The organism is Mycobacterium innocens (genome assembly GCF_900566055.1).
Classification (GTDB): Bacteria; Actinomycetota; Actinomycetes; order Mycobacteriales; family Mycobacteriaceae; genus Mycobacterium; species Mycobacterium innocens.
Map to the genome: position 1 here is coordinate 14,792 of NZ_UPHQ01000226.1, position 21,247 is coordinate 36,038.

The following is a 21,247-nucleotide window of genomic DNA, read 5'->3' on the forward strand; positions in this document are numbered from 1 at the left end:
AAATCCCGGCCTGTCATCGTTGTGGGCGTGACAAGCGCGGGCAAGGCAGCGTTGCGGCGACGGGTGCTGGCCGCGCGTCGCCTGGTTGCCGACGACGTCCGGGCCACCGAGGCTGGGCTGTTCACCCGGCACCTGGAGCCGTTGGTGAGCGGCCGCACCACGGTCTGCGCCTATGTGCCGGTGGGCGGCGAGCCCGGGTCGATGGACATGCTCATGGCATTGCGGCACCGCGCGGCACGGGTGCTGTTGCCGGTGGCACGGGTGGCCGCGGACAACGTTCCGTTGCTGCTGTTGTGGGGTGAGTACCGCCCCGGCGAGCTGGTGCGGGGCCGGTGGGGATTGCTGGAGCCGCCCGAGCCCTGGCTGCCGGAATCGGCTGTGGCCGAGGCCAGCCTGGTAGTCGTGCCGGCGCTGGCCGTGGACCGCCGGGGCGTGCGGCTGGGCAAGGGGCGTGGCTTCTACGACCGCTCACTGGCTGGGATAAGCCCGCACACACGGCTGATTGCGCTGATCCGCGACGAGGAATTGGTCGACGAGCTGCCGCAGGAAGCACACGACGTGCGAATGACCCACGTCATCACGCCCGCACGCGGATTGATCGCGCTCCCGTGTGGGAATGACTGATGTCACGTGGTGGTTCTAGCACTTGAGATAGTAGAGTGCTAGCCCAAGCCGCATTATCCGGAGGTTCTTGTGCCGACTTACAGCTACGCGTGCACCGAGTGCGCCGACCGCTTCGACGTTGTGCAAGCCTTCACCGATGAAGCGCTGACCACCTGCGGGAAGTGCTCGGGTCGGCTGCGCAAGCTGTTCAACTCGGTTGGCGTCGTATTCAAGGGCAGCGGTTTTTATCGCACCGACAGCCGCGAAACCGACAAGAAGTCGAAGGGCTCGACCAACGGGTCGTCATCCACCGAGTCCACGTCGAGCGAGACCAAGTCGTCGAGCCCGGCGGAGAAGTCCACCAGCACCGCCGCCCCGGTTACCGCGGGCGCCGCAAGCTGACCGGTTATCCACAGGTCGCTTCCTGACCGGCATCGCCGGCGTTGCTTCGCGCATACGGTGTGTCGGTGGCCGAACCATCGCTGAACGCATCCCTGTTCAGCCGCCTATCGATGCTGCTGCGCCCCGACTGGACCCGGACCGTCCTGGCGCGGCGCATCGCCGCCGGTGGACTCGTCGTGCTGGCCGGCGTAGCAGCGCTGCGGTCGAATACCGAGGCCGACGGTTCGCAGGTGGTGGTCACCGCTCGGGACCTGCGCCCGGGCAGTGCCCTGACCTACGACGACATCCGGCTCGAAACGCGTTCGGCGGCAACGCTTCCCGATGGATCACAGGCCGACCTGGGGGCAGTCGTCGGATCGACGCTGGCAGGCCCGGCGCGACGCGGCGAGGTGCTCACCGATGTGCGGATCCTGGGCAGCCGACTGGCCGAGTCGATGGCCGGTCCCGGCGCCCGCATCGTCCCGCTCCATCTGGCCGATAGCGCGCTGATCGACCTCATCCGGGTCGGCGACGTGGTGGACGTACTTGCCGCGCCGGCTACCGACTCACCGGAGGCTGCGTCGCCGGTTAGCAAGGTCGTGGCCACCGACGCCGTCGTCGTGCTGGTGTCGGCCAAACGGGAGCTTCAGTCACACGATGACCGTGTGGTGTTGGTCGTCCTGCCGGCACGCCTGGCGAATACCGTCGCAGGCGCGGTGCTTGGGCAGACGGTGACCCTGACCTTGCATTGAGCCGGCCCCAATCATGGCCCGGCCATGAATACTCACGTCACCCGTGGAGCCAACCCGCATCTGCGATACCGTCTGCCTTCGACGTGCCGAGACAACGGCCCGGCATGCAGGACAGGATCAGACGACATCGACTGTGGAAAGGCTACCCATGCTCAAAGGGTTCAAGGAGTTTCTCGCGCGGGGCAATATCGTCGACCTGGCCGTCGCGGTGGTCATCGGCACCGCGTTCACGGCGTTGGTCAAGGGCTTCACCGACAGCATCATCACGCCGCTGATCAATCTGATCGGCGTCAATCAGCAGTCCAATGTCGGCTTCTTGACCAGGTACATCGGCGACCAGAAGTTCGACCTGAACATCCTCGTGTCGGCAGCGATCAGCTTCTTCCTGATCGCTTTCATGCTGTACTTCTTCATCGTGCTGCCGTACAACACCCTGCGTAAGCGGGGCGAGGTCGAACAGGCGGACGACGCGCAGGTGGTCCTGCTCACCGAGATCCGGGACGTGCTGGCCCAAACGAACGGCGACAGCCCGTCGGGCAAACATGGCGGTGCTGCCGCGGCTGTGTCGCGCCCAACCACGGGCCTCGCGCGGACACCTGATCCGCGGGTTACTTCCGAAACTCAGATTTCGAGACTCGACAACTGCCCGATGATCTGAGCGGCCAACGGATTCAGCGTCGCCATGCCGTCTCGCACGGCGTAGCGGGAACCGGCGAGGTTAACCACGAGCGTGCTTCCCGATACTCCCGCCAAGCCGCGCGACAGGCCCGCGTCGATGATCCCTGCCGAGAGCCCCGAAGCGCGGATGGCTTCGGCGATACCGAGGATTTCCCGGTCCAAGATGTCGCGGGTGGCCTCCGGCGTGACGTCGCGGGGCGTGACGCCGGTCCCACCCACCGACACCACCAGGTCCACCCCGCCGATCACCGCGGTGTTCAGCGCGTTGCGGATCTCAACTTCGTCGGCCGACACCGCGACCACACCGTCGACAACGAACCCGGCCTCGGTGAGCAGCTCGGTGACCAGGGGGCCGCTGTGGTCTTCGTCGCCGTGGGCAGTGCGATCGTCGACGACGACGACAAGTGCCCGGCCCACCACCAACTCCGCACCCTGTTCCATGGGTGCAACCGTATATCCGAGCTCTGACAACGGAGGACCTGCCTTCATCACTGCTCCGCCTTGCCTAGCGTTACCTGCACGGTGCGGCTGCCACCCGAGGGGTCTTGGAAGGTCAGCGCCACCTTGTCGCCCGGCGCCTTGGACCGCACCGCGGCGACCAGCGCATCAGCGCTGTTGATGGGGCGCTCGTCCACCTTAGTGACGATGACACCCTTGGGCACTCCGGCATTGGCGGCGGCACCTCCTTGCACCACCTCGACCACCTTGGCGCCGGGAATGCCCTTGTCAGTGGTCACCTGCACGCCCAGCGAGGCATGTGTCGCCTTGCCGGTGCTGATCAGCTCGTCGGCAATGCGCTTGGCCTGGTCAACCGGGATGGCAAAGCCCAGGCCGATCGAGCCGCTCTGGGCATCGCCGGAATCCGCGCCCAACGTGGCAATGGCCGAGTTGATGCCGACCAGCTGGCCGTTCATGTTGACCAGCGCACCACCGGAGTTGCCGGGGTTGATGGCGGCGTCGGTCTGGATAGCGTCCAAAACGGTGTTCTGGTTACCGGACTCGCCGGTGGTCGACACCGGCCGGTTGAGGGCGCTGACGATTCCCGTGGTCACCGTGCCGGCCAGACCCAGCGGTGAACCGATCGCCAGGACCGGCTGACCCACCCGCAGATCCGATGACGATCCCACCGATATGGGGGTGAGTCCGCTGACACCTTGAACCTTGATCACGGCGATGTCACTGGTCGGATCGGCCCCGACCACCGTGAACGGTGCCGTCCGGCCGTCAGAGAAGGTCACCGTGGTTTTGGGCGGCGGAGCACCGGCGGGCGGTTTCGCGGCGGCCGCGACGACGTGGTTGTTGGTCAGGATCAGCCCGTCGCTGGACAGGATGACGCCCGAGCCCTCCTCCGATGCGCGCCCCAGATCGGTCTCCAGCATGACGACGCTGGGCACCACCTTGGCGGCCACCTGCTCGACCGAACCCGCCGGCATGTTTGCTGCCGGAATGCTGGGAGCGCCGCTGGCGACCACTCCGCCACCGTTGGTGCTCGCGGGTGACCGGGTCAATTCCACGACCGATGCGGCCGCGCCGCCGATACCGGCCGACACTACGGCGATGGTAAGCGCGCCGATCGCCAGCATGCCTGCGCGGGGACGTCGCTGCTGAATCACCGTGGGAGGCGGGGACATCGGCGGAAGGATGCCGGTTATCGGGCCGGGACCGGTGCCGCCACCGGCAGGGCCCTGCCCGGTACCGCCCGGGATGGGGCCCACCCCGGTAGCGCCTGGCTGCGGGCGCGGCCCGCTACCCGCGAAGGGGTCATAGGGCCGACCGTACTGCGGCTGCGATCGCTGGTAGCGCCAGTCGAACTGCTGATTGTATGTTTGCGCAGAACCTTGCACATAAGCCGGCGGCACCGGTTGGTTCGGTACGGCACGATATTCCGGCTGCTGCGGCGGTGGCGAATACCTCGGGTGATTCGTCATGTCGCTAAGTTGCTCTTCCTCTATTGGGGCTTAGTTGGCCCTGTGCTTGGCCATGCGCTGCGGGCATGGGCTTGTTGTCAACAGTAACTGCACCACTACCTTGCGCGCGCGGACTGAGAATCCACTGAGATAACGTTCGTCGAACTCCGTGAGTTCGTGGAATCCCCGGCGCCCTCATCGAAACGGCCGGCGTCGGCCCTGGCGCCGATATCGGCCGGGGACGCCGGGTAGGTCGGACCCGGCATCGGGCGGCCCGGCAGCAGCACGGAAATCGATGTTCCCGGGGGCTGGCCACCCGGAACGGTGTCTTCAACCCGCAGCGATCCACCGTGGTTGAGCACCACCTGCTTGACGATTGCCAGGCCCAGGCCCGAACCCGGCAGCGCCCGCGCCGACGCGGACCGGTAGAACCGCTCGAACACCAGACGCCGCTCTTGCGGGGGAATGCCGGGCCCGCGGTCCGAAACCACCAGCTCGGCGTGTGACGGGTCGAGTTGTCTCAGCGTGACGCCCACGCGGCCCCCCGGTGGACTCCACTTGGCCGCGTTGTCCATGAGGTTGAGCGCCGCCCGTGACAACCCGGCGGCGTCACCGTAGATCTGCCAGGGAATTACCTGGACATCGAAGTGAATGTCGTTGCGCCGCCGCCTCACCCGCTCCAGGCTGCGGTCGATGACGTCGGCCATGTCGACCGTCTCGTGCACCACTTCACCGGCGTCGCCGCGCGTCAGGTCCACCAAATCGCCTACCAAAGTGGACAATTCCTCGATCTGGGCCAGCACATCGGCACGCAGGCCGACCATCTCCTGCTCCGGCAGTCGCGGCGCTCCGGGCTCCATCGACGCCATCAGTAGTTCGACATTGGTGCGGAGCGACGTCAACGGGGTGCGCAACTCGTGCCCGGCATCGGTGACCAACCTGGCCTGTCGTTCCCGGGATTCGGCCAGCGCCCGCAGCATCAGGTTGAACGCCTCGGTGAGCCTGGCCAGTTCGTCGCTGCCGAATACCGGGATGGGTCGCAGGTCGTCGGTTCGCGCTACCCGCTCGGCCGCCTCGGTGAGGCGGCCCACCGGACGCAGCCCCGCCCGGGTGACCATCCCGCCGGCCACCGCGGCGACCGCCACGCCGACACCCCCCACGATCAGCAGTACCGCGCGAAGTTTGGTCATGACCGCCTCGGTCGGCTTCAAACTCTTGGAGATCAGTAGGGAACTGCCGCTGGGCAAGTGGATGGCAAGCACCCGCTGATCGGCCGCCGTCCGCCGCGACATGAACAACTCGCCGCGGATGACGGCCTTTTCCGGCTCTCCGACGGGCAGGTGCTGTCCGGGCTGGTTGGCGGTGTAAATCGAGTGGCCCGGGTTCACCAGCATTGCATTGACATCCGAATAGGCTGTGCCCTCAATGGCTTTGCCCGGGTCGGCGGCAAGCGACCCGCTGGCGATCAGCAACTGCGCGCGGCTCTGCAGCTGATTGTCGATGTCGTTATAGAGGGCGGCCGATATCACCGCGTACACCGCGAACGACATCAGAACGACGACCATCGCCACCATCGACATCGCCAGCAGCATGACCCTCCACCGCAGGGACAACGAACTGGTCGTTCGCAGCGGTACCCGTGCTCGGCGGCGGAACCCGAGCATCAGGGCGGCGTTTCGCGTAGCACGTAACCCACTCCCCGGACGGTGTGGATCAGCCGCGGCTCGCCATCGGCCTCGGTTTTGCGGCGCAGATACCCCACGTAGACCTCCAGCGCATTACCGGACGTGGGAAAGTCGAAGCCCCACACCTCTTCGAGGATGCGGCTGCGGGTGAGCACGCGTCGCGGATTGGCGATCAGCATCTCCAGCAAGGCGAACTCGGTGCGGGTGAGGCTGATGCGGCGCTGCCCGCGGGTGACCTCACGGGTTACCGGGTCCAGGCTGAGGTCGGAGAAGCGCATGGCCACCGACTCGGCGGTGTCGTCGGGTTTGGTGCGGCGCAGCAATGCCCGCATCCGCGCCAGCAATTCTTCGAGAGCGAACGGCTTCGGCAGGTAGTCGTCGGCGCCGGCGTCGAGGCCGGCCACCCGCTCCGACACCGAGTCACGGGCGGTCAGCACCAGGATCGGCAGGTCATCGCCGGTGCTGCGGAGCTGACGGCACACCTCCAAGCCGTCCAGTCGCGGCATCATGACATCCAGCACGAGTGCGTCGGGCCGATCGCTGGCGATCATGTCGAGAGCCTCGAGCCCGTCGTGGGCCAGTTCGACCGAGTAGCCGTTGAAAGAAAGCGACCGGCGCAGTGACTCGCGTACCGCACGATCGTCGTCGACGACAAGAATTCGCACGGACACTAGTTTCGTACGACCGCCTGAGACTGGCCTGAGAGGCGCGCCGTCGAAAGGATGGGCTCGGCCGGCGGGCTCGTCACATGCGCCACAGTAGCCGTTGCTGGGAGAAGCTAGCGCCGGTCGAGGTCGACGAGGCCCAGGCGCGCCGCCTTGATCAGCCTGCGGGGCACTTTGTGCTTCCGGCCGGCCACGGTGACACCGACCAGTTCGGTCGAGGTGGCCTTCCACTGCGAGCGCCGGCTTCGGGTATTCGCGCGCGACGTCCTGCGCTTGGGTACCGCCATGGTGGGGCCTTACTCCTCGATCGGGGTGGGGTCGGTGCGTGTCGCGTCGCGCAGCCGTCGAACTCGTCGGCCGGACGGTGACACCACCCTTGTGCAGGGTGTCGTTAAAAGGGTAGTCGGTGAGCTCCAGCTCGCCAAAACGGAGCGTGACGTCGGCGAGAGAGGCGGGTATCACACCGCTCGAGGCTTACGGCTATGCTGACCTACCGGTTGGTTGGCCGGGTTCGGCCCCATCGGTAATCCCAATGAAGGGAGGACGCGCATGGCCTCTGTTGGTGGCGCGTCCGGAGCCGTGCGGATTGCCAACTGCTCGGGTTTCTACGGCGACCGCCTCTCGGCCATGCGGGAGATGCTCACCGACGGAGACGTCGAATACGTCACCGGTGACTATCTGGCCGAGCTGACCATGCTCATCCTGGGTCGCGACAAGATGAAGCACCCCGAGCGCGGCTACGCCAAGACATTTCTGACCCAACTCGACGACTGTCTGGGGCTGGCCTGCGACCGCGGGGTGCGCATTGTGGCCAACGCCGGCGGCCTGAACCCGGCCGGGTTGGCCGACGCGATCCGGGCCCTCGCCCAGCGCCTCGGCGTCCCGGCCCGGGTCGCCCACGTGGAAGGAGACGACCTGCTGTCCCGGGCAGCCGAGCTCGGCCTCGGCACACCGCTGACGGCGAATGCCTACCTGGGTGCGTGGGGCATCGTCGACTGCCTCAATGCCGGAGCCGACGTCGTCGTCACCGGCCGGGTCACCGACGCCTCGGTGGTCGTCGGGTCGGCGGCCGCGCACTTCGGCTGGGGCCGCACCGACTACGACCAGCTGGCCGGAGCGGTGGTCGCCGGTCACGTCATCGAATGCGGGGTGCAGGCCACCGGCGGCAACTACTCCTTCTTCACCGACGTGCCGGGCCTTATCCACGCCGGCTTCCCGCTGGCCGTGGTCCACGCCGACGGTTCCTCGGTGATCACCAAACACCCCGGCACCGGCGGTCTGGTCAGCACCGACACCGTCACCGCGCAGCTGCTCTACGAGATCACCGGCGCCCGCTACGCCAACCCGGATGTGACGGCCCGGATGGACACCATCGCACTCTCGGCTGACGGCCCGGACCGGGTGCGCATCAGCGGTGTGGTGGGCGAACCGCCGCCGCCCACGCTCAAGGTGTCGCTGAACAGCATCGGCGGCTTCCGTAACTCCATGACATTCGTGCTGACCGGCCTCGACATCGAGGCCAAGGCGGATCTGGTGCGACGCCAGCTCGAAGCCGCGCTGACCGTCAAACCCACCGAACTCGAGTGGACCCTGGCCCGCACCGACCACCCCGACGCCGACACCGAGGAGGCGGCCAGCGCCTTGCTGCGCTGCGTGGTCCGCGATCCCGATCCCGCCAATGTCGGACGGCAATTCTCTTCGGCCGCAGTCGAATTGGCGTTGGCCAGCTATCCGGGCTTCACAGTGACCGCCCCGCCCGGCGACGGTCAGGTGTACGGCGTGTACACCCCGGGCTACGTCGACGCCACCCAGGTGCCGCACGTCGCGGTCCATCCCGACGGTACCCGCAGTGAAATCGCCTGCGCTTCCGAGACTTTGGAGCTCACACCGGCAGCTCTCCCGCCGCTTCCCGAGCCGTTAGCCGCGGGACCGACCCGGCGCGCGCCGCTGGGTTTGATCGCCGGCGCCCGCAGCGGCGACAAGGGCGGTTCGGCCAACGTCGGGCTGTGGGTGCGCACCGACGAGCAGTGGCGCTGGCTGGCCAACACGTTGACCGTCGAGTTTCTCAAGGAACTGTTGCCCGAGACGGCAGAACTCGACGTCACCCGGCATGTGCTGGCCAATCTGCGGGCGCTGAATTTCGTGATCGAGGGGATCCTGGGTCAGGGCGTCGCCTACCAGGCGCGTTTCGATCCGCAAGCCAAGGGGCTGGGCGAATGGCTGCGCAGCCGCCACGTCGACATTCCGGAGACGCTGTTGTGAATATCTGGACCACACCGGAGCGCGAACAGCTGCGAAAGACCGTCCGCTCGTTCGCCGAACGAGAAGTCCTGCCGCATATCGACGAATGGGAGCGAGTCGGCGAGTTGCCGCGTGACTTGCACCGGCGCGCCGGGGCCGCCGGCCTGCTGGGAGCGGGTTTTCCCGAAGCCGTCGGCGGTGGCGGGGGCGACGGCGCCGACTCGGTGATCATCTGCGAGGAGATGCACCAATCCGGGTCGCCCGGCGGGGTTTTCGCGTCGCTGTTCACCTGCGGCATCGCGGTGCCGCACATGATCGCCTCCGGCGATGCACGGTTGATCGACAGCTACGTTCGTCCCACCCTGGCCGGTGAGAAAATCGGCGCGCTGGCCATCACCGAACCCGGCGGCGGTTCGGACGTCGGGCACCTGCGCACCAGCGCCGTCCGCGACGGCGACCACTACGTGATCAACGGCGCCAAGACCTACATCACCTCCGGGGTGCGCGCGGACTACGTGGTCACCGCGGTGCGTACCGGCGGGCCGGGGGCCGCCGGGGTGTCGCTGGTGGTGGTCGAAAAGGGGACCCCGGGTTTCGAGGTCACCCGCAAGCTGGACAAGATGGGCTGGCGCTCCTCGGACACCGCCGAGCTGTCCTATACAGACGTGCGAGTACCGGCCGCCAATCTGGTGGGCGCCGAGCACAGCGGATTCGCCCAGATCGCCCAGGCCTTCGTCTCCGAACGTATCGGTCTTGCCGCACAAGCGTATTCGAGCGCGCAGCGATGTCTGGACATCACCGCGCAGTGGTGTCGCGACCGGGAGACGTTCGGGCGTCCGCTGATCTCGCGTCAGGCGGTGCAGAACACCCTGGCCGAGATGGCCCGGCGCATCGACGTCGCCCGGGTCTACTCCCGTCACGTGGTGGAGCGTCAGCTTGCGGGTGAGACGAGCCTGATTGCGCAGGTGTGCTTCGCCAAGAACACCGCCGTCGAGGCCGGCGAATGGGTGGCCAACCAGGCCGTCCAGCTCTTCGGCGGGATGGGCTACATGGCCGAATCCGAAGTCGAACGCCAGTATCGGGACATGAGGATACTGGGTATCGGCGGCGGAACCACCGAAATCCTGACCGCACTTGCCGCCAAACTGCTGGGGTATCAATCATGATTGCACCGCCTCTCCCCCGCACGCGGGAGGTACCCCCACCTCATCGCTCCGTCCCCCGCACGCGGGCGGTACCCCCACTGCATCGTCGGCGGTGGTCATGACCGTTTTGCAGTCCACCCTCGACGCCCATGCCGGCGCGTACGCCGAAGCGGCAGCGGCGACGGCGGCAAAGCTGGACGAGATCGCCGCCGAACTGGCGAAGGCGCTGGCGGGCGGCGGGCCCAAATACGTCGACCGTCATCACGCCCGCGGCAAGCTCACGGCCCGGGAACGCATCGAATTGCTTGTCGACCCGGACTCGCCGTTCCTCGAGCTGAGCCCGCTGGCGGGATACGGCAGCGCCTTCACGGTCGGTGCCAGCACGGTCGTCGGCATCGGTGCGGTGTCCGGCGTGGAATGCTTGATCGTCGCCAACGACCCGACGGTCAAAGGCGGCACCAGCAACCCGTGGACGTTGCGAAAAATCCTGCGGGCCAATCAGATCGCGTTCCAGAACCGGCTTCCGGTGATCTCTTTGGTGGAATCCGGCGGGGCGGACCTGCCGACGCAGAAGGAGATCTTCATTCCCGGCGGAGCAATGTTCCGCGACCTCACCCGGCTGTCCGCAGCCGGGATTCCCACCATCGCACTGGTATTCGGCAACTCCACCGCGGGCGGCGCCTACATTCCCGGCATGTGCGATCACGTGGTGATGATCAAGGAACGCTCCAAGGTGTTCCTGGCGGGCCCGCCGCTGGTGAAGATGGCCACCGGCGAGGAGTCCGACGACGAGTCGCTGGGTGGCGCCGAAATGCACGCCCGCATCTCGGGTTTGGCCGACTACTTCGCGCAAGACGAGCTCGACGCCATCCGCATCGGGCGTCGCATCGTGGCCCGGCTGAACTGGGTCAAGCAGGGGCCCGCGCCCGGGCCGGTCACCGAGCCGTTGTTCGATGCCGAGGAGCTGATCGGCATCGTCCCGGCGGACCTGCGCATTCCGTTCGACCCGCGGGAGGTTATCGCCCGCGTTGTCGACGGCTCCGAATTCGACGAGTTCAAGCCGCTGTACGGCTCGTCGCTGGTGACCGGGTGGGCCCGGCTGCATGGCTACCCGCTGGGCATCCTGGCCAACGCGCGCGGCATACTTTTCAGCGAAGAGTCGCAAAAGGCCACCCAGTTCATCGAGCTCGCCAACCGCTACGACACGCCACTGTTGTTCTTACACAACACCACCGGCTACATGGTCGGCAAGGTCTACGAAGAGGGCGGCATGATCAAGCACGGCTCGATGATGATCAATGCCGTGTCCAACTCGACCGTTCCGCACATCTCGCTGTTGATCGGCGCGTCGTACGGCGCGGGCCACTACGGGATGTGCGGACGCGCCTACGACCCGAGGTTCCTGTTCGCCTGGCCCAGCGCCAAGTCCGCGGTGATGGGCGGCGCGCAGCTGGCGGGGGTGCTGTCCATCGTGGCCCGCGCCGCTGCCGAGGCCCGCGGCCAGCAGGTCGATGAAGCGGCCGACACAGCGATGCGTGCCGCCGTCGAAGGCCAGATCGAAGCCGAGTCGTTGCCGCTGGTGTTGTCCGGGATGCTCTACGACGACGGGGTGATCGACCCGCGCGACACCCGCACCGTGCTGGGAATGTGTTTGTCCGCCATCGCTAATGGCCCGATCAAGGGGACGTCGAACTTCGGCGTCTTCCGGATGTGATGCAAATGCCGATCACTCGAGTACTGGTTGCCAATCGCGGCGAGATCGCGCGGCGGGTGTTCGCCACTTGCCGCCGGCTGGGCTTGGGCACCGTCGCCGTCTACACCGAACCGGATGCCGCCGCGCCGCATGTCGCCGAGGCCGACGCCCGGGTGCGGCTGCCCAAGACCAACGACCATCTCAACGCCGAGGCCATCATCGCGGCCGCCCGGGCCGCGGCCGCCGACGCCGTACACCCCGGCTACGGGTTCCTCTCGGAGAACGCCGATTTCGCCGCGGCCGTACAGGAGGCGGGACTGACCTGGGTCGGCCCACCGGTGGACGCGGTGCGGGCCATGGGCTCCAAGATCGAGTCCAAGAAGCTGATGGCGGCCGCCGGAGTGCCGGTACTCGACGAGCTCGACCCGGACACCGTCACCCAGGCCCAGCTGCCGGTGCTGGTGAAGGCGTCCGCGGGCGGTGGTGGCCGCGGGATGCGGGTTGTTCGCGAATTGTCCGCTTTGCCAGCCGAAGTCGAGGCCGCCAGGCGCGAAGCGCAGTCCGCCTTCGGCGACCCGACGGTGTTCTGTGAGCGTTATCTGCCCACCGGACACCACGTGGAGGTACAGGTGCTGGCCGACATGCACGGCACCGTCTGGGCCGTCGGCGAACGGGAATGCTCCATTCAGCGCCGGCACCAGAAGATCATCGAAGAAGCGCCCTCGCCGTTGGTGGAGCGCATACCCGGCATGCGTGCCAAGCTGTTTGACGCCGCCCGGCTGGCCGCCTCCGCCATCGGCTACACCGGTGCGGGTACGGTGGAGTTCCTCGCCGATGACGACGGTGAGTTCTACTTCCTGGAAATGAACACCCGGCTGCAGGTCGAGCACCCGGTCACCGAGGAGACCACCGGCCTGGACTTGGTCGAACTGCAACTCACGGTCGCCGAAGGCGGCCGGCTGGACGCCGAACCACCCGTGGCCCAAGGGTATTCGATCGAAGCCCGGCTCTACGCAGAGGACCCGGCGCAGGGCTGGCAGCCGCAGGCGGGTCTGGTGCACAGCATCGACGTGCCGTCGGTGCGCGCGCAGTTCGGCACGCTGGGGCACCGGACCGGGATCCGGCTGGACTCGGGGATCGTTGCCGGCTCGACGGTGTCGATCCACTACGACCCGATGCTGGCCAAGGTCATCTCGTATGCTCCGACGCGCCGGCAGTCGGCGTTGGTGCTCGCCGACGCGCTGGCCCGCACCCGCCTGCACGGCCTGCGCACCAACCGCGAGCTGTTGGTCAACGTGCTGCGCCACCCGGCATTTCTCGACGGCGCCACGGATACCGCGTTTTTCGACACGCACGGTTTGGCGGAGCTGTCGGCACCGCTGGCCGACGCGACGACGTTCCGGTTGTCGGTGATCGCCGCCGCCCTGGCCGACGCCGCGCACAATCGCACGATTGCGGCGCTGTTCGGCTCCATCCCCAGTGGCTGGCGCAACCTGGCGTCGGGCTATCAGGTCAAGACGTACCTCGACGACGGCGGCGAGGAACACCGCATCGAATACCGGTTCACCAGAAGCGGATTGGAACTTCCCGGCGACGGATCCGTCCAACTGGTATCGGCCATGCCGGACCAGGTCGTGCTGGCCGACGGTAACGGCGTGGACCGCAGCTTCACGGTGGCACGTTACGGCCAGGACGTTTACGTCGATTCCGCCAGCGGACCGGTGCATCTGGTCGCGCTACCCCGCTTTCCCGAGCCGGGTTCGGCCGTCGAACAGGGATCATTGGTGGCGCCGATGCCCGGCAACGTCATCCGCTTGGGCGCCGACGTCGGCGATACCGTCACAGCGGGTCAGCCATTGATCTGGCTGGAGGCAATGAAGATGGAACACACCATCAGCGCGCCGACTGACGGTGTGCTCACCCAGCTCAACGTCCACACCGGCCAGCAGGTCGACGTCGGTGCCGTGCTGGCACGCGTGGAAGGACCCGAAGCACAAGGAGATTCACAATGACAGACACTAGCTTCATCGAAAGTGAAGAGCGCCAGGCGCTACGCAAGGCGGTGGCCGAATGGGTGTCCAACTACGGCCACGAGTACTACCTGAAGAAGGCCCGTGCACACGAACACACCACCGAATTATGGGCCGAGGCAGGAAAACTCGGGTTCATCGGAGTGAACCTGCCCGAGGAGTACGGCGGCGGCGGCGCCGGCATGTACGAGCTGTCGCTGGTGATGGAGGAGATGGCGGCAGCGGGTTCCGCGCTGCTGCTGATGGTGGTGTCGCCGGCCATCAACGGCACCATCATCGCCAAGTTCGGCACCGACGAACAAAAGCAGCGCTGGCTGCCCGGCATCGCCGACGGGTCGTTGACGATGGCCTTCGCGATCACCGAGCCGGACGCCGGGTCCAATTCGCACAAGATCACCACCACCGGCCGCCGCGACGGCAGCGACTGGATTCTCAAGGGCCAGAAGGTCTATATCTCCGGCATCGACCAGGCGCAGGCGGTGCTGGTGGTGGGTCGCACGGAAGAGGCCAAGACCGGCAAGCTGCGCCCGGCGTTGTTCGTGGTGCCCACCGACGCACCCGGCTTCACATATACGCCGATCGAGATGGAGCTGATCAGCCCGGAACGCCAGTTCCAGGTGTTCCTCGACGACGTCCGACTACCCGCCGATGCACTGGTCGGAGCCCAGGACGCGGCGATCGCACAGCTTTTCGCCGGTCTGAATCCCGAGCGCATCATGGGCGCGGCCAGCGCGGTCGGCATGGGCCGGTTCGCGCTGGGCAAGGCCGTCGACTACGTCAAGACGCGCCAGGTGTGGTCCACCCCGATCGGTGCGCACCAGGGGTTGGCACATCCGTTGGCGCAGTGCCACATTGAGGTTGAACTGGCCAAGCTGATGATGCAGAAGGCCGCCACGCTCTACGACCACGGCGACGACGTGGGCGCGGCCGAGGCGGCTAACATGGCCAAATACGCTGCGGCCGAAGCCTCGACCCGGGCGGTCGACCAGGCCGTGCAGTCCATGGGCGGCAACGGGCTGACCAAAGAATACGGTGTGGCCGCGATGATGACGTCGGCCCGGCTGGCCCGGATCGCCCCGATCAGCCGCGAGATGGTGCTCAACTTCGTCGCGCAGACATCGCTGGGCCTGCCCCGGTCTTACTGATGGACGCTCTCGTCGAGTACGCGGGGCCGGGCGAGTGCGGCGGTCCGCTGGCGCGGCTGACGCTCAACTCGCCGCACAACCGCAACGCACTGTCGAGCGTCCTGGTCAGCCAGCTGCATCAGGGACTGCGAGACGCGGCGGCCGATCCAGCGGTACGGGTGGTGGTGCTCACCCACACCGGCGGCACCTTCTGCGCGGGTGCGGACTTGAGCGAGGCCGGCGGCGGCGACCCGCGTGGCGATCGCGAGCGCGGCGCAGCCGGGCGAAGCGGGTCGCCACCATCGGCATACGACATGGCGGTGGCGCGGGCCCGGGAGATGACGACGGTGCTGCGTGCCATCGTCGAGTCCCCACGGCCGGTCATCGGCGCGGTCAACGGGCATGTCCGAGCCGGCGGGTTCGGTCTGGTCGGGGCCTGCGACATGGTGGTCGCCGGCCCGCGCAGCACCTTTGCGCTGACCGAGGCCCGGATCGGCGTGGCCCCGGCGATCATTTCGCTGACGTTGCTGCCCAAGCTATCGCCGCGCGCTGCGGCCCGGTACTACCTGACGGGCGAGACGTTCGGCGCCAGCGAAGCCGCGGAGATCGGCTTGGTCACCATGGCAGCCGACGATGTGGATGCCGCGGTGGCCAAGCTGGTCGCCGAGGTGGGTCGCGGATCACCGCAGGGCCTGGCGGCATCGAAGGCGCTGACAACCGCCGCGGTACTGGAAGGATTCGACCGCGACGCCCAACGGCTCACCGAGGAGTCGGCGCGGCTGTTCGTTTCGGAGGAGGCGCGCGAGGGCATGCTGGCATTCCTGCAGAAACGTCCACCGAGCTGGGTCAAATCCGACCCGGCGAGTCGCTGAGCAGCACGATTGCCGGCTGGGCGAGTCGGACTTGGCCGGGGGGAAGGTTGCAGTTTAGCCAACCAGCTTGCAGCAAATCCTGGACGTCGTACGCTCGTGGGTGATGAGCAACCCGGCCCAACGCGATACGAAGGACACGCGTGACGATTCGTCGCTCGCGGCTGACACTGATCGCATTCAGATCGCGCAGTTGCTGGCGTACGCGGCGGAACAGGGTCGCCTGCAGCTCAACGAGTACGAAGATCGGCTTACCAGGGCTTACGCGGCAACCACCTACCGAGAGCTGGACCAGCTTCGAGCCGACCTGCCCGGCGCCTCGGTAAGCCCCCGTCGCGGCGGCAACTGCAACCCGGCACCGTCCACCCTGTTGCTCGCCCTGCTGAGTGGGTTCGAGCGGCGCGGCCGGTGGAATGTGCCGAAGAAGCTGACCACCTTCACGCTTTGGGGAACCGGCGTGCTGGATTTGCGCTACGCCGACTTCACCTCAACCGAGGTCGAGATCCGCGCATACTCGATCATGGGTGTGCAGACCATCCTGGTGCCTCCCGAAGTCCACGTCGAAATCCACGGCCGCGCTGTGATGGGCAACTTCGACCGCGAAGTCGTGGGCGAGGGCAGCCGGGGTGCACCAAAGGTGAAGATCCGCGGCTTCTCGTTCTGGGGCGGCGTGGGCATCAAGCGTAAAGCGCGCAAGCCCCGCAAGTAGCCCGGTACGGCCGCCGAAGGTGAATAGCCCGGTTGGCGGGTGTGTGCCATACTCCCCGGAGGTTTGCTTGCTGGCTGATCGGGAGGGTCGATGATGGAGACGTTGCGTGTCGTTCCTGAGGTGCTGACTCGGGTGGGATATGAGTTGGCCAATCACGGTGAGTCACTGCTGGTTTTGCACCAGTCATGCCACGGTGCAGCCGAAGGCGCGCGGTCGGGATGGGTCGGGTCCTCGGCTGGCGCGCTGTCGGGGTTGCTGGGTAGCTGGGAGACGGTCAGCGCCACCCACGCCGACCGATTCGGTGAGCATTCCTGCGGCATGCATCTCGCGGCGGTCGGCTTCGCTGAGATGGACCAGAGCAACGCCGCGGCGCTGGCCGCGGTCGGTGCGCAGGCTGGCAGCAGCGGTCGATTCGATGGCGTTGACGTTAGCTGATATTGAGCGCTGGGATCCTGCGGCGATCAGGACGGTGTTTCAGGCGGCGATTGACCGCGCACACGGCACCCGCACCACATCGGCGGCGCTCAGTGACACCATGCGGTTGCTGGACTTCGGTGGTGATGCCGCCGATGCGGCGCTGGCGGCAACGCACCGCACGACGTTGCTTCTCGACGACCATGCCGATGCGTGCGAGGCAGTCGCACGGGCCGCGGAGAAATCGGCCGAAGAGGTCGCCGCAATCAAGTTGCGGCTGCAGGCCATTCGCGATAGTGCCCGGGATTACCACCTGACGATTGACAATGCGACCGGTTCGGCGTTGCCGCCCGCTGACTTGTCGTCGTACTCCCCTGCTGATCAGCAGTCGATTCTCAATGCCGCGATCAGGCTGACGGAATGCATCAAGCGTCTGCTCGCTGACGCCGAGACCGCCGATGAGGATCTGGCCGCGGCGATTCGGGGCGCCGCCGGGGACTTGTCACCTGAGCAGGTCAGCGCCCAACTCAGCCATGAGCCACCCAAGATGCCGCAGATGCCGCCGCCCGGAAGCGATCCCAAGGAGGTGAGCAAGTGGTGGCATTCGCTGACACCGGGACAGCAGGATCGGGTCAAACAATGGTTCCCCAACGCCATTCGCAACCTCGACGGCATCGCCACCAGAGTTCGCAACGAACTCAATATGCCGGTGCTGCAACGCGAACTCGACCGGCTGCAGCGCGGCTGGCTGGATGGAAATGGCGTGTGGCATACGGACACTGAGAAGTTGGCGGATCTGCAGGCGCTGCGCGACGCGCTTACCAACAACCCGGGCAGCAGCCTGATTCTGTTGGACACCGCCAGTAATTCCCGCAAGGTGTTGGCGGCAGTGGGGGTAGGCGACGTCGACAATGCAGAGCGGGTCGGTGTAACAGTGGGCGGATTGAACACGCGAGTGAGTTCCAGTGCTGAAGCGATGGTCAGGGAAGCTCAAGTCCAACGAGGCAAGGCATCGGACTTGAGGAGGTTCGCGGGTACACCGAATTACGATGCGGTCGCTTCCATTGCGTGGCTGGGATATGACGCTCCGGACAGCCTGAAGGACGTGACGCATGACTGGTCGGCTCGCGATGCCGCAGGGCCGTTGAATCGCTTCTACAAGGGCATAGCGGCTGGCAGCAATGTCTCGGATCAGCACATCACCGCGTTCGGGCATTCATACGGCTCCCTGGTGACCAGTCTTGCGCTGCAGCAGGGCGCACCGGTAAGCGACGTCGTACTGTACGGTTCGCCGGGCACCGAGCTCACCAACGCCGCCCAGCTAGGAGTTCAGCCGGGACATGCCTACTACATGATCGGTGTCAATGATGATGTCTCTCAAGTGATTCCCGAGTTCGGCGCATTCGGTGCCGCACCGCAGGACGTACCGGGCATGACTGAGCTGTCCACCAGTACTGGGCTCGCACTGGGTGGTCACTATGGTGACGGCAACCTTCATGAGCGGGCCTACGGTCATTCGGAGTATGCGCGCATGGGAAGCAACGGCGAACTGCGCATGAGCGGCTACAACATGGCCGCGGTGCTGGCCGGACTGCCCGACGATCTGGTCACACCACGCGCGGTCGGTGTGGACCGGCTGCCCGGCGGCGCCGGCCCCTATGAAGTACCGCCTCCAATCCCGCGGCAGCACGCATGAACCGGCCACACCGTTATGCCACGGCCGGACTGCTCAGCGTCACGCTACTGCTCACCAGCTGCCTCAAACCCAATACGTTGGATCCGTACGCCAACCCAGGCCGTGGCGAGTTGGATCGCCTACAGCAGATCGTCAACAAACGACCCGACCTAGAGACGGTCCAGCAGCAGCTCGCCAACCTCGATGCCACCATCCGGGCGGTGATCACCGAATATTCGCCACAGACAAAGTTCTCCAGCACCCCATTGAGTCATCCGACTAACGGCTGCAACGACCCCTTCGTCCGGACCATCGGCCGGCAAGAGGAAAGCGACCACTTCTTCGGCGAACCTGCACCCACCCCAGAGCAATGGCTGCAAATTGTCACCGAGCTGGCACCAGTGTTCAAAGCGGCCGGTTTTCGGCCCAACAACTCCGCCCCCGGTGACCCACCCCTGCCGTTGGGATCGGCCAATGATTCGCAAATCCGCGACGACGGCACACTGATCAATCTCGTAAACCACGGGCATTTGCTGGCCTACTCCTACAACACCGGGTGCCACCTCCCGGCCGCCTGGCGCACCGCCCCACCACCACCGAACATGCGTCCCCCCAACGACCCCGACGTCCACTACCCATACCTGTACGGATCCCCCGGCGGCCGAACCCGCGGCGCCTATTGACCAGCGATCGCAGCCAGGGCATACCTACCGAATCAATAGTGATGTGTCCCAAGTGATTCCCGAGTTCGGTGCGTTCCGCGCCGCACCGCAGGGGGCAACTGCGCGGCTACAACATGGCAGCGGCTGCTTGCCGGAAAACCGACGACCTCATCACGCCCCGCGCGGTCGGGGTGGACGCGCTCCCAGCTGGCGCCGGCCCCCACGAAATGCCGCCTCCAATCCCGCTGAGGACCTCATGAATCGAGCACGCCGTCCCTTGACAGCCGGGCTGGTGTGCATCACGCTGCTGCTAACCGGCTGCGTCAAACCTAACACCTTCGACCCCTATGCCAATCCCGGCCGCCACGAGTTGGACCGCTTACAAAAAATCGTCAACGACCGACCCGACCTAGAGACGGTCCAGCAGCAACTAGCCAACCTCGACGCAACTATCAGGTCAGCAATCGCGAAGTACTCGCCACAGACCAGATTCACGAATCTCAAGCTCGGACATCCACCCGGCGGTTGCAGCGACCCTTTCGTCCGGACCATCGGACGGCAATTCAAAAGCGACATATTCTTCGGCGAACCTGCACCTACCCCGCAGCAATGGCTGCAGATCGTCACCGAGCTAGCGCCGGTGTTCAAGGCGGCGGGTTTTCGGCCTAACAACGCCGCCCCGGGCGATCCCCCGCTTCCTTTGGGGTCGGCGAATGACTCGCAGATCCGCGATGACAGCGTGTTGATCGATTTGGTGAACGGCGACGCGAACAGCCCACTGGCCTACTCCTACGACACCGGGTGTCACCTCCCGGCCGCCTGGCGCACCGCCCCACCACCACCAAACATGCGGCCCCCCAACGACCCCGACGTCCACTACCCATACCTGTACGGATCGCCCGGTGGCCGAACCCGCGACGCCTATTGATCCGCGTTGCAAACCACGTCGAGAACGCATCCAGTCGTCAAAGTCGCCCGATGTTCAAAGACTTCCTCAAGAGCGCGTTTCACGCTCCTTCCAACGATTCGGATCTTCTTCCAGCAGCGCGCGATCCCACTCAGCTCTGGTGGCCACTGCTTCGTAGGTGTCCTGCAAGAATCCCAGAAGCACCTGATCCGGGTCGGCCGCCTGTCGCACGATCTCGTAGGGCAGTAGATACTCGCCGTGGTCTTTGCTGTAGTAGGCCTGCTCGGGAGTGACAGCGTGACCGGCGAAGCCGTCGGGTTCGGGGTAGGCGTAGGCATAGAAGGCGCCCTCGTCACCACCGCCTGGCCAGAATCCGCAGCTGCTCAGTTCCCGCGAATATCCTTCCGCCATAACCCAATCGCCCAAGTTGGGGGCGCCGCCAGGATGGCGGGGTGCGCCACGGCCAGAAAATCTGGTACATGCGATATCCATTGCACCCCAGAAGAAATGTACCGGACTCACCTTTCCGGCGAACCGGGACCGGAACCGGCTCAACACACGATGGGCCTGAATCAGTTGACGCCAGAACAGGTTCGCCGCGTCCGGGTCGTACGAGGCGTGCTCGACGTCCTCGGCGAACCGAGGAGCCGGGTCGACCTCATTCGGGTGTGGCTGGATGCGGGTGGGGAAGCCCAATTCGGCTAGTGTCTGCATGGTTTCGGCGTAGAAATCGGCGACCGATTTCGGTTCCAGTCGGACGGTAGGGGTAGCACCAGTGCTGCTGCGGATCACCAACTGATGGTCGATGAAGTCGAATTCGATATCGAAGACCTCGTTCCCATAAGGGATTGCGGACGTCGTCAGCCCGCGGGGGGTAACGTACAACGTCACTTGCCACCAATGGTTGACCATCGGGGCATGAGCGAGCCGGATCTTGCCGACGATCTGAGTCCACATATGCAGCGTTTCCCGGGTTGGCGTCCACTCGTCGACGCGCAAGCTGGGCCACGCATTGGTGCTTCGGTGCGCAGTCATATCGATCTCCTCGGTCCAGTGCTACTGATGAATCGGCTCGGCAATCGGCGGGCACCCGCCATGCTGATTGCT

General features: G+C 66.1%; 20 protein-coding genes and 1 pseudogene. 15 read left to right on the forward strand and 6 right to left on the reverse strand.

Annotated elements, in window-relative coordinates; all coding sequences use genetic code 11:
* Positions 1–27 precede the first annotated feature (27 nt).
* The 4 genes and pseudogenes from EET03_RS21800 (at position 28) to mscL (ending at position 2,336) form a co-directional block, all read left to right on the forward strand.
* On the forward strand, positions 28–624 hold the full coding sequence (locus EET03_RS21800) for a 5-formyltetrahydrofolate cyclo-ligase (protein ID WP_075541603.1): 597 nt from the start codon (positions 28–30) through the stop codon (positions 622–624).
* 69 nt (positions 625–693) lie between these two features.
* Positions 694–1,005 carry an FmdB family zinc ribbon protein gene (locus EET03_RS21805; RefSeq protein ID WP_075541585.1) on the forward strand — a complete coding sequence of 104 codons (312 nt, stop codon included), beginning with the start codon at positions 694–696 and terminating at the stop codon, positions 1,003–1,005.
* Positions 1,006–1,070: 65 nt separating this feature from the next.
* Positions 1,071–1,736 carry an SAF domain-containing protein gene (locus tag EET03_RS21810; protein ID WP_075541602.1) on the forward strand — a complete coding sequence of 222 codons (666 nt, stop codon included), beginning with the start codon at positions 1,071–1,073 and terminating at the stop codon, positions 1,734–1,736.
* A 148-nt stretch (positions 1,737–1,884) separates the two neighbouring features.
* Positions 1,885–2,336, forward strand: a pseudogene (mscL, locus tag EET03_RS21815) (large-conductance mechanosensitive channel protein MscL).
* A gap of 21 nt (positions 2,337–2,357) precedes the next feature.
* Here mscL and EET03_RS21820 read toward each other — a convergent pair.
* The 5 genes from EET03_RS21820 to rpmF form a co-directional block, all read right to left on the reverse strand.
* The gene (locus EET03_RS21820; RefSeq protein ID WP_036401978.1) at positions 2,358–2,903 is read right to left on the reverse strand and encodes a MogA/MoaB family molybdenum cofactor biosynthesis protein; all 546 of its coding nucleotides are present in this window, start codon (positions 2,901–2,903) and stop codon (positions 2,358–2,360) included.
* Positions 2,903–4,342 (reverse strand): S1C family serine protease, encoded by a 1,440-nt coding sequence (locus tag EET03_RS21825; protein WP_075541584.1) that lies wholly within the window; start codon positions 4,340–4,342, stop codon positions 2,903–2,905. The genes EET03_RS21820 and EET03_RS21825 overlap by 1 nt, the downstream gene beginning before the upstream one ends.
* A gap of 95 nt (positions 4,343–4,437) precedes the next feature.
* Positions 4,438–5,985 carry a HAMP domain-containing sensor histidine kinase gene (locus EET03_RS21835; protein WP_063471207.1) on the reverse strand — a complete coding sequence of 516 codons (1,548 nt, stop codon included), beginning with the start codon at positions 5,983–5,985 and terminating at the stop codon, positions 4,438–4,440.
* Positions 5,985–6,671: a two-component system response regulator MprA gene (gene mprA, locus EET03_RS21840; RefSeq protein WP_036393573.1), complete on the reverse strand. Its 687-nt coding sequence runs from the start codon at positions 6,669–6,671 to the stop codon at positions 5,985–5,987. The genes EET03_RS21835 and mprA overlap by 1 nt, the downstream gene beginning before the upstream one ends.
* 113 nt (positions 6,672–6,784) lie before the next feature.
* Complete coding sequence (gene rpmF, locus EET03_RS21845; protein ID WP_063471208.1) at positions 6,785–6,958, reverse strand: 50S ribosomal protein L32; 174 nt, start codon at positions 6,956–6,958, stop codon at positions 6,785–6,787.
* 292 nt (positions 6,959–7,250) lie between these two features.
* Between rpmF and EET03_RS21850 the strand changes: the two genes are divergently transcribed.
* The 11 genes from EET03_RS21850 to EET03_RS21900 all read left to right on the forward strand — a co-directional run bounded on the left by EET03_RS21850 (position 7,251) and on the right by EET03_RS21900 (position 20,161).
* Positions 7,251–8,933: an acyclic terpene utilization AtuA family protein gene (locus EET03_RS21850; RefSeq protein ID WP_099194250.1), complete on the forward strand. Its 1,683-nt coding sequence runs from the start codon at positions 7,251–7,253 to the stop codon at positions 8,931–8,933.
* On the forward strand, positions 8,930–10,078 hold the full coding sequence (locus EET03_RS21855) for an acyl-CoA dehydrogenase family protein (protein WP_063471210.1): 1,149 nt from the start codon (positions 8,930–8,932) through the stop codon (positions 10,076–10,078). Before EET03_RS21850 ends, EET03_RS21855 begins: the two co-directional genes overlap by 4 nt.
* A 97-nt stretch (positions 10,079–10,175) precedes the next feature.
* On the forward strand, positions 10,176–11,771 hold the full coding sequence (locus tag EET03_RS21860) for an acyl-CoA carboxylase subunit beta (RefSeq protein ID WP_075541600.1): 1,596 nt from the start codon (positions 10,176–10,178) through the stop codon (positions 11,769–11,771).
* Positions 11,772–11,776: 5 nt separating this feature from the next.
* Positions 11,777–13,762 (forward strand): acetyl/propionyl/methylcrotonyl-CoA carboxylase subunit alpha, encoded by a 1,986-nt coding sequence (locus EET03_RS21865; RefSeq protein WP_075541601.1) that lies wholly within the window; start codon positions 11,777–11,779, stop codon positions 13,760–13,762.
* A complete protein-coding gene (locus tag EET03_RS21870) occupies positions 13,759–14,925 on the forward strand; it encodes an acyl-CoA dehydrogenase family protein (RefSeq protein ID WP_075541581.1) in 1,167 nt (388 codons plus the stop codon). The genes EET03_RS21865 and EET03_RS21870 overlap by 4 nt, the downstream gene beginning before the upstream one ends.
* Entirely contained in the window at positions 14,925–15,776 is an 852-nt protein-coding gene (locus tag EET03_RS21875; RefSeq protein WP_075541580.1) for an enoyl-CoA hydratase family protein, read from the forward strand. The genes EET03_RS21870 and EET03_RS21875 overlap by 1 nt, the downstream gene beginning before the upstream one ends.
* 103 nt (positions 15,777–15,879) lie before the next feature.
* Positions 15,880–16,482: a DUF1707 SHOCT-like domain-containing protein gene (locus tag EET03_RS21880; RefSeq protein ID WP_075541599.1), complete on the forward strand. Its 603-nt coding sequence runs from the start codon at positions 15,880–15,882 to the stop codon at positions 16,480–16,482.
* 93 nt (positions 16,483–16,575) lie between these two features.
* Entirely contained in the window at positions 16,576–16,917 is a 342-nt protein-coding gene (locus EET03_RS21885) for a hypothetical protein (protein ID WP_208649118.1), read from the forward strand.
* The gene (locus EET03_RS21890) at positions 16,898–18,592 is read left to right on the forward strand and encodes an alpha/beta hydrolase (protein WP_082274489.1); all 1,695 of its coding nucleotides are present in this window, start codon (positions 16,898–16,900) and stop codon (positions 18,590–18,592) included. The genes EET03_RS21885 and EET03_RS21890 overlap by 20 nt, the downstream gene beginning before the upstream one ends.
* On the forward strand, positions 18,589–19,254 hold the full coding sequence (locus EET03_RS21895) for an LppA family lipoprotein (RefSeq protein ID WP_075541579.1): 666 nt from the start codon (positions 18,589–18,591) through the stop codon (positions 19,252–19,254). The genes EET03_RS21890 and EET03_RS21895 overlap by 4 nt, the downstream gene beginning before the upstream one ends.
* A 235-nt stretch (positions 19,255–19,489) precedes the next feature.
* Positions 19,490–20,161, forward strand: a complete 672-nt coding sequence (locus EET03_RS21900) for an LppA family lipoprotein (protein ID WP_122508825.1) — start codon at positions 19,490–19,492, stop codon at positions 20,159–20,161.
* Between the two features lie 66 nt (positions 20,162–20,227).
* Here EET03_RS21900 and EET03_RS21905 read toward each other — a convergent pair whose 3' ends face one another.
* On the reverse strand, positions 20,228–21,175 hold the full coding sequence (locus EET03_RS21905) for a DUF5996 family protein (RefSeq protein WP_063471215.1): 948 nt from the start codon (positions 21,173–21,175) through the stop codon (positions 20,228–20,230).
* Between the last annotated feature and the right edge of the window lie 72 nt (positions 21,176–21,247).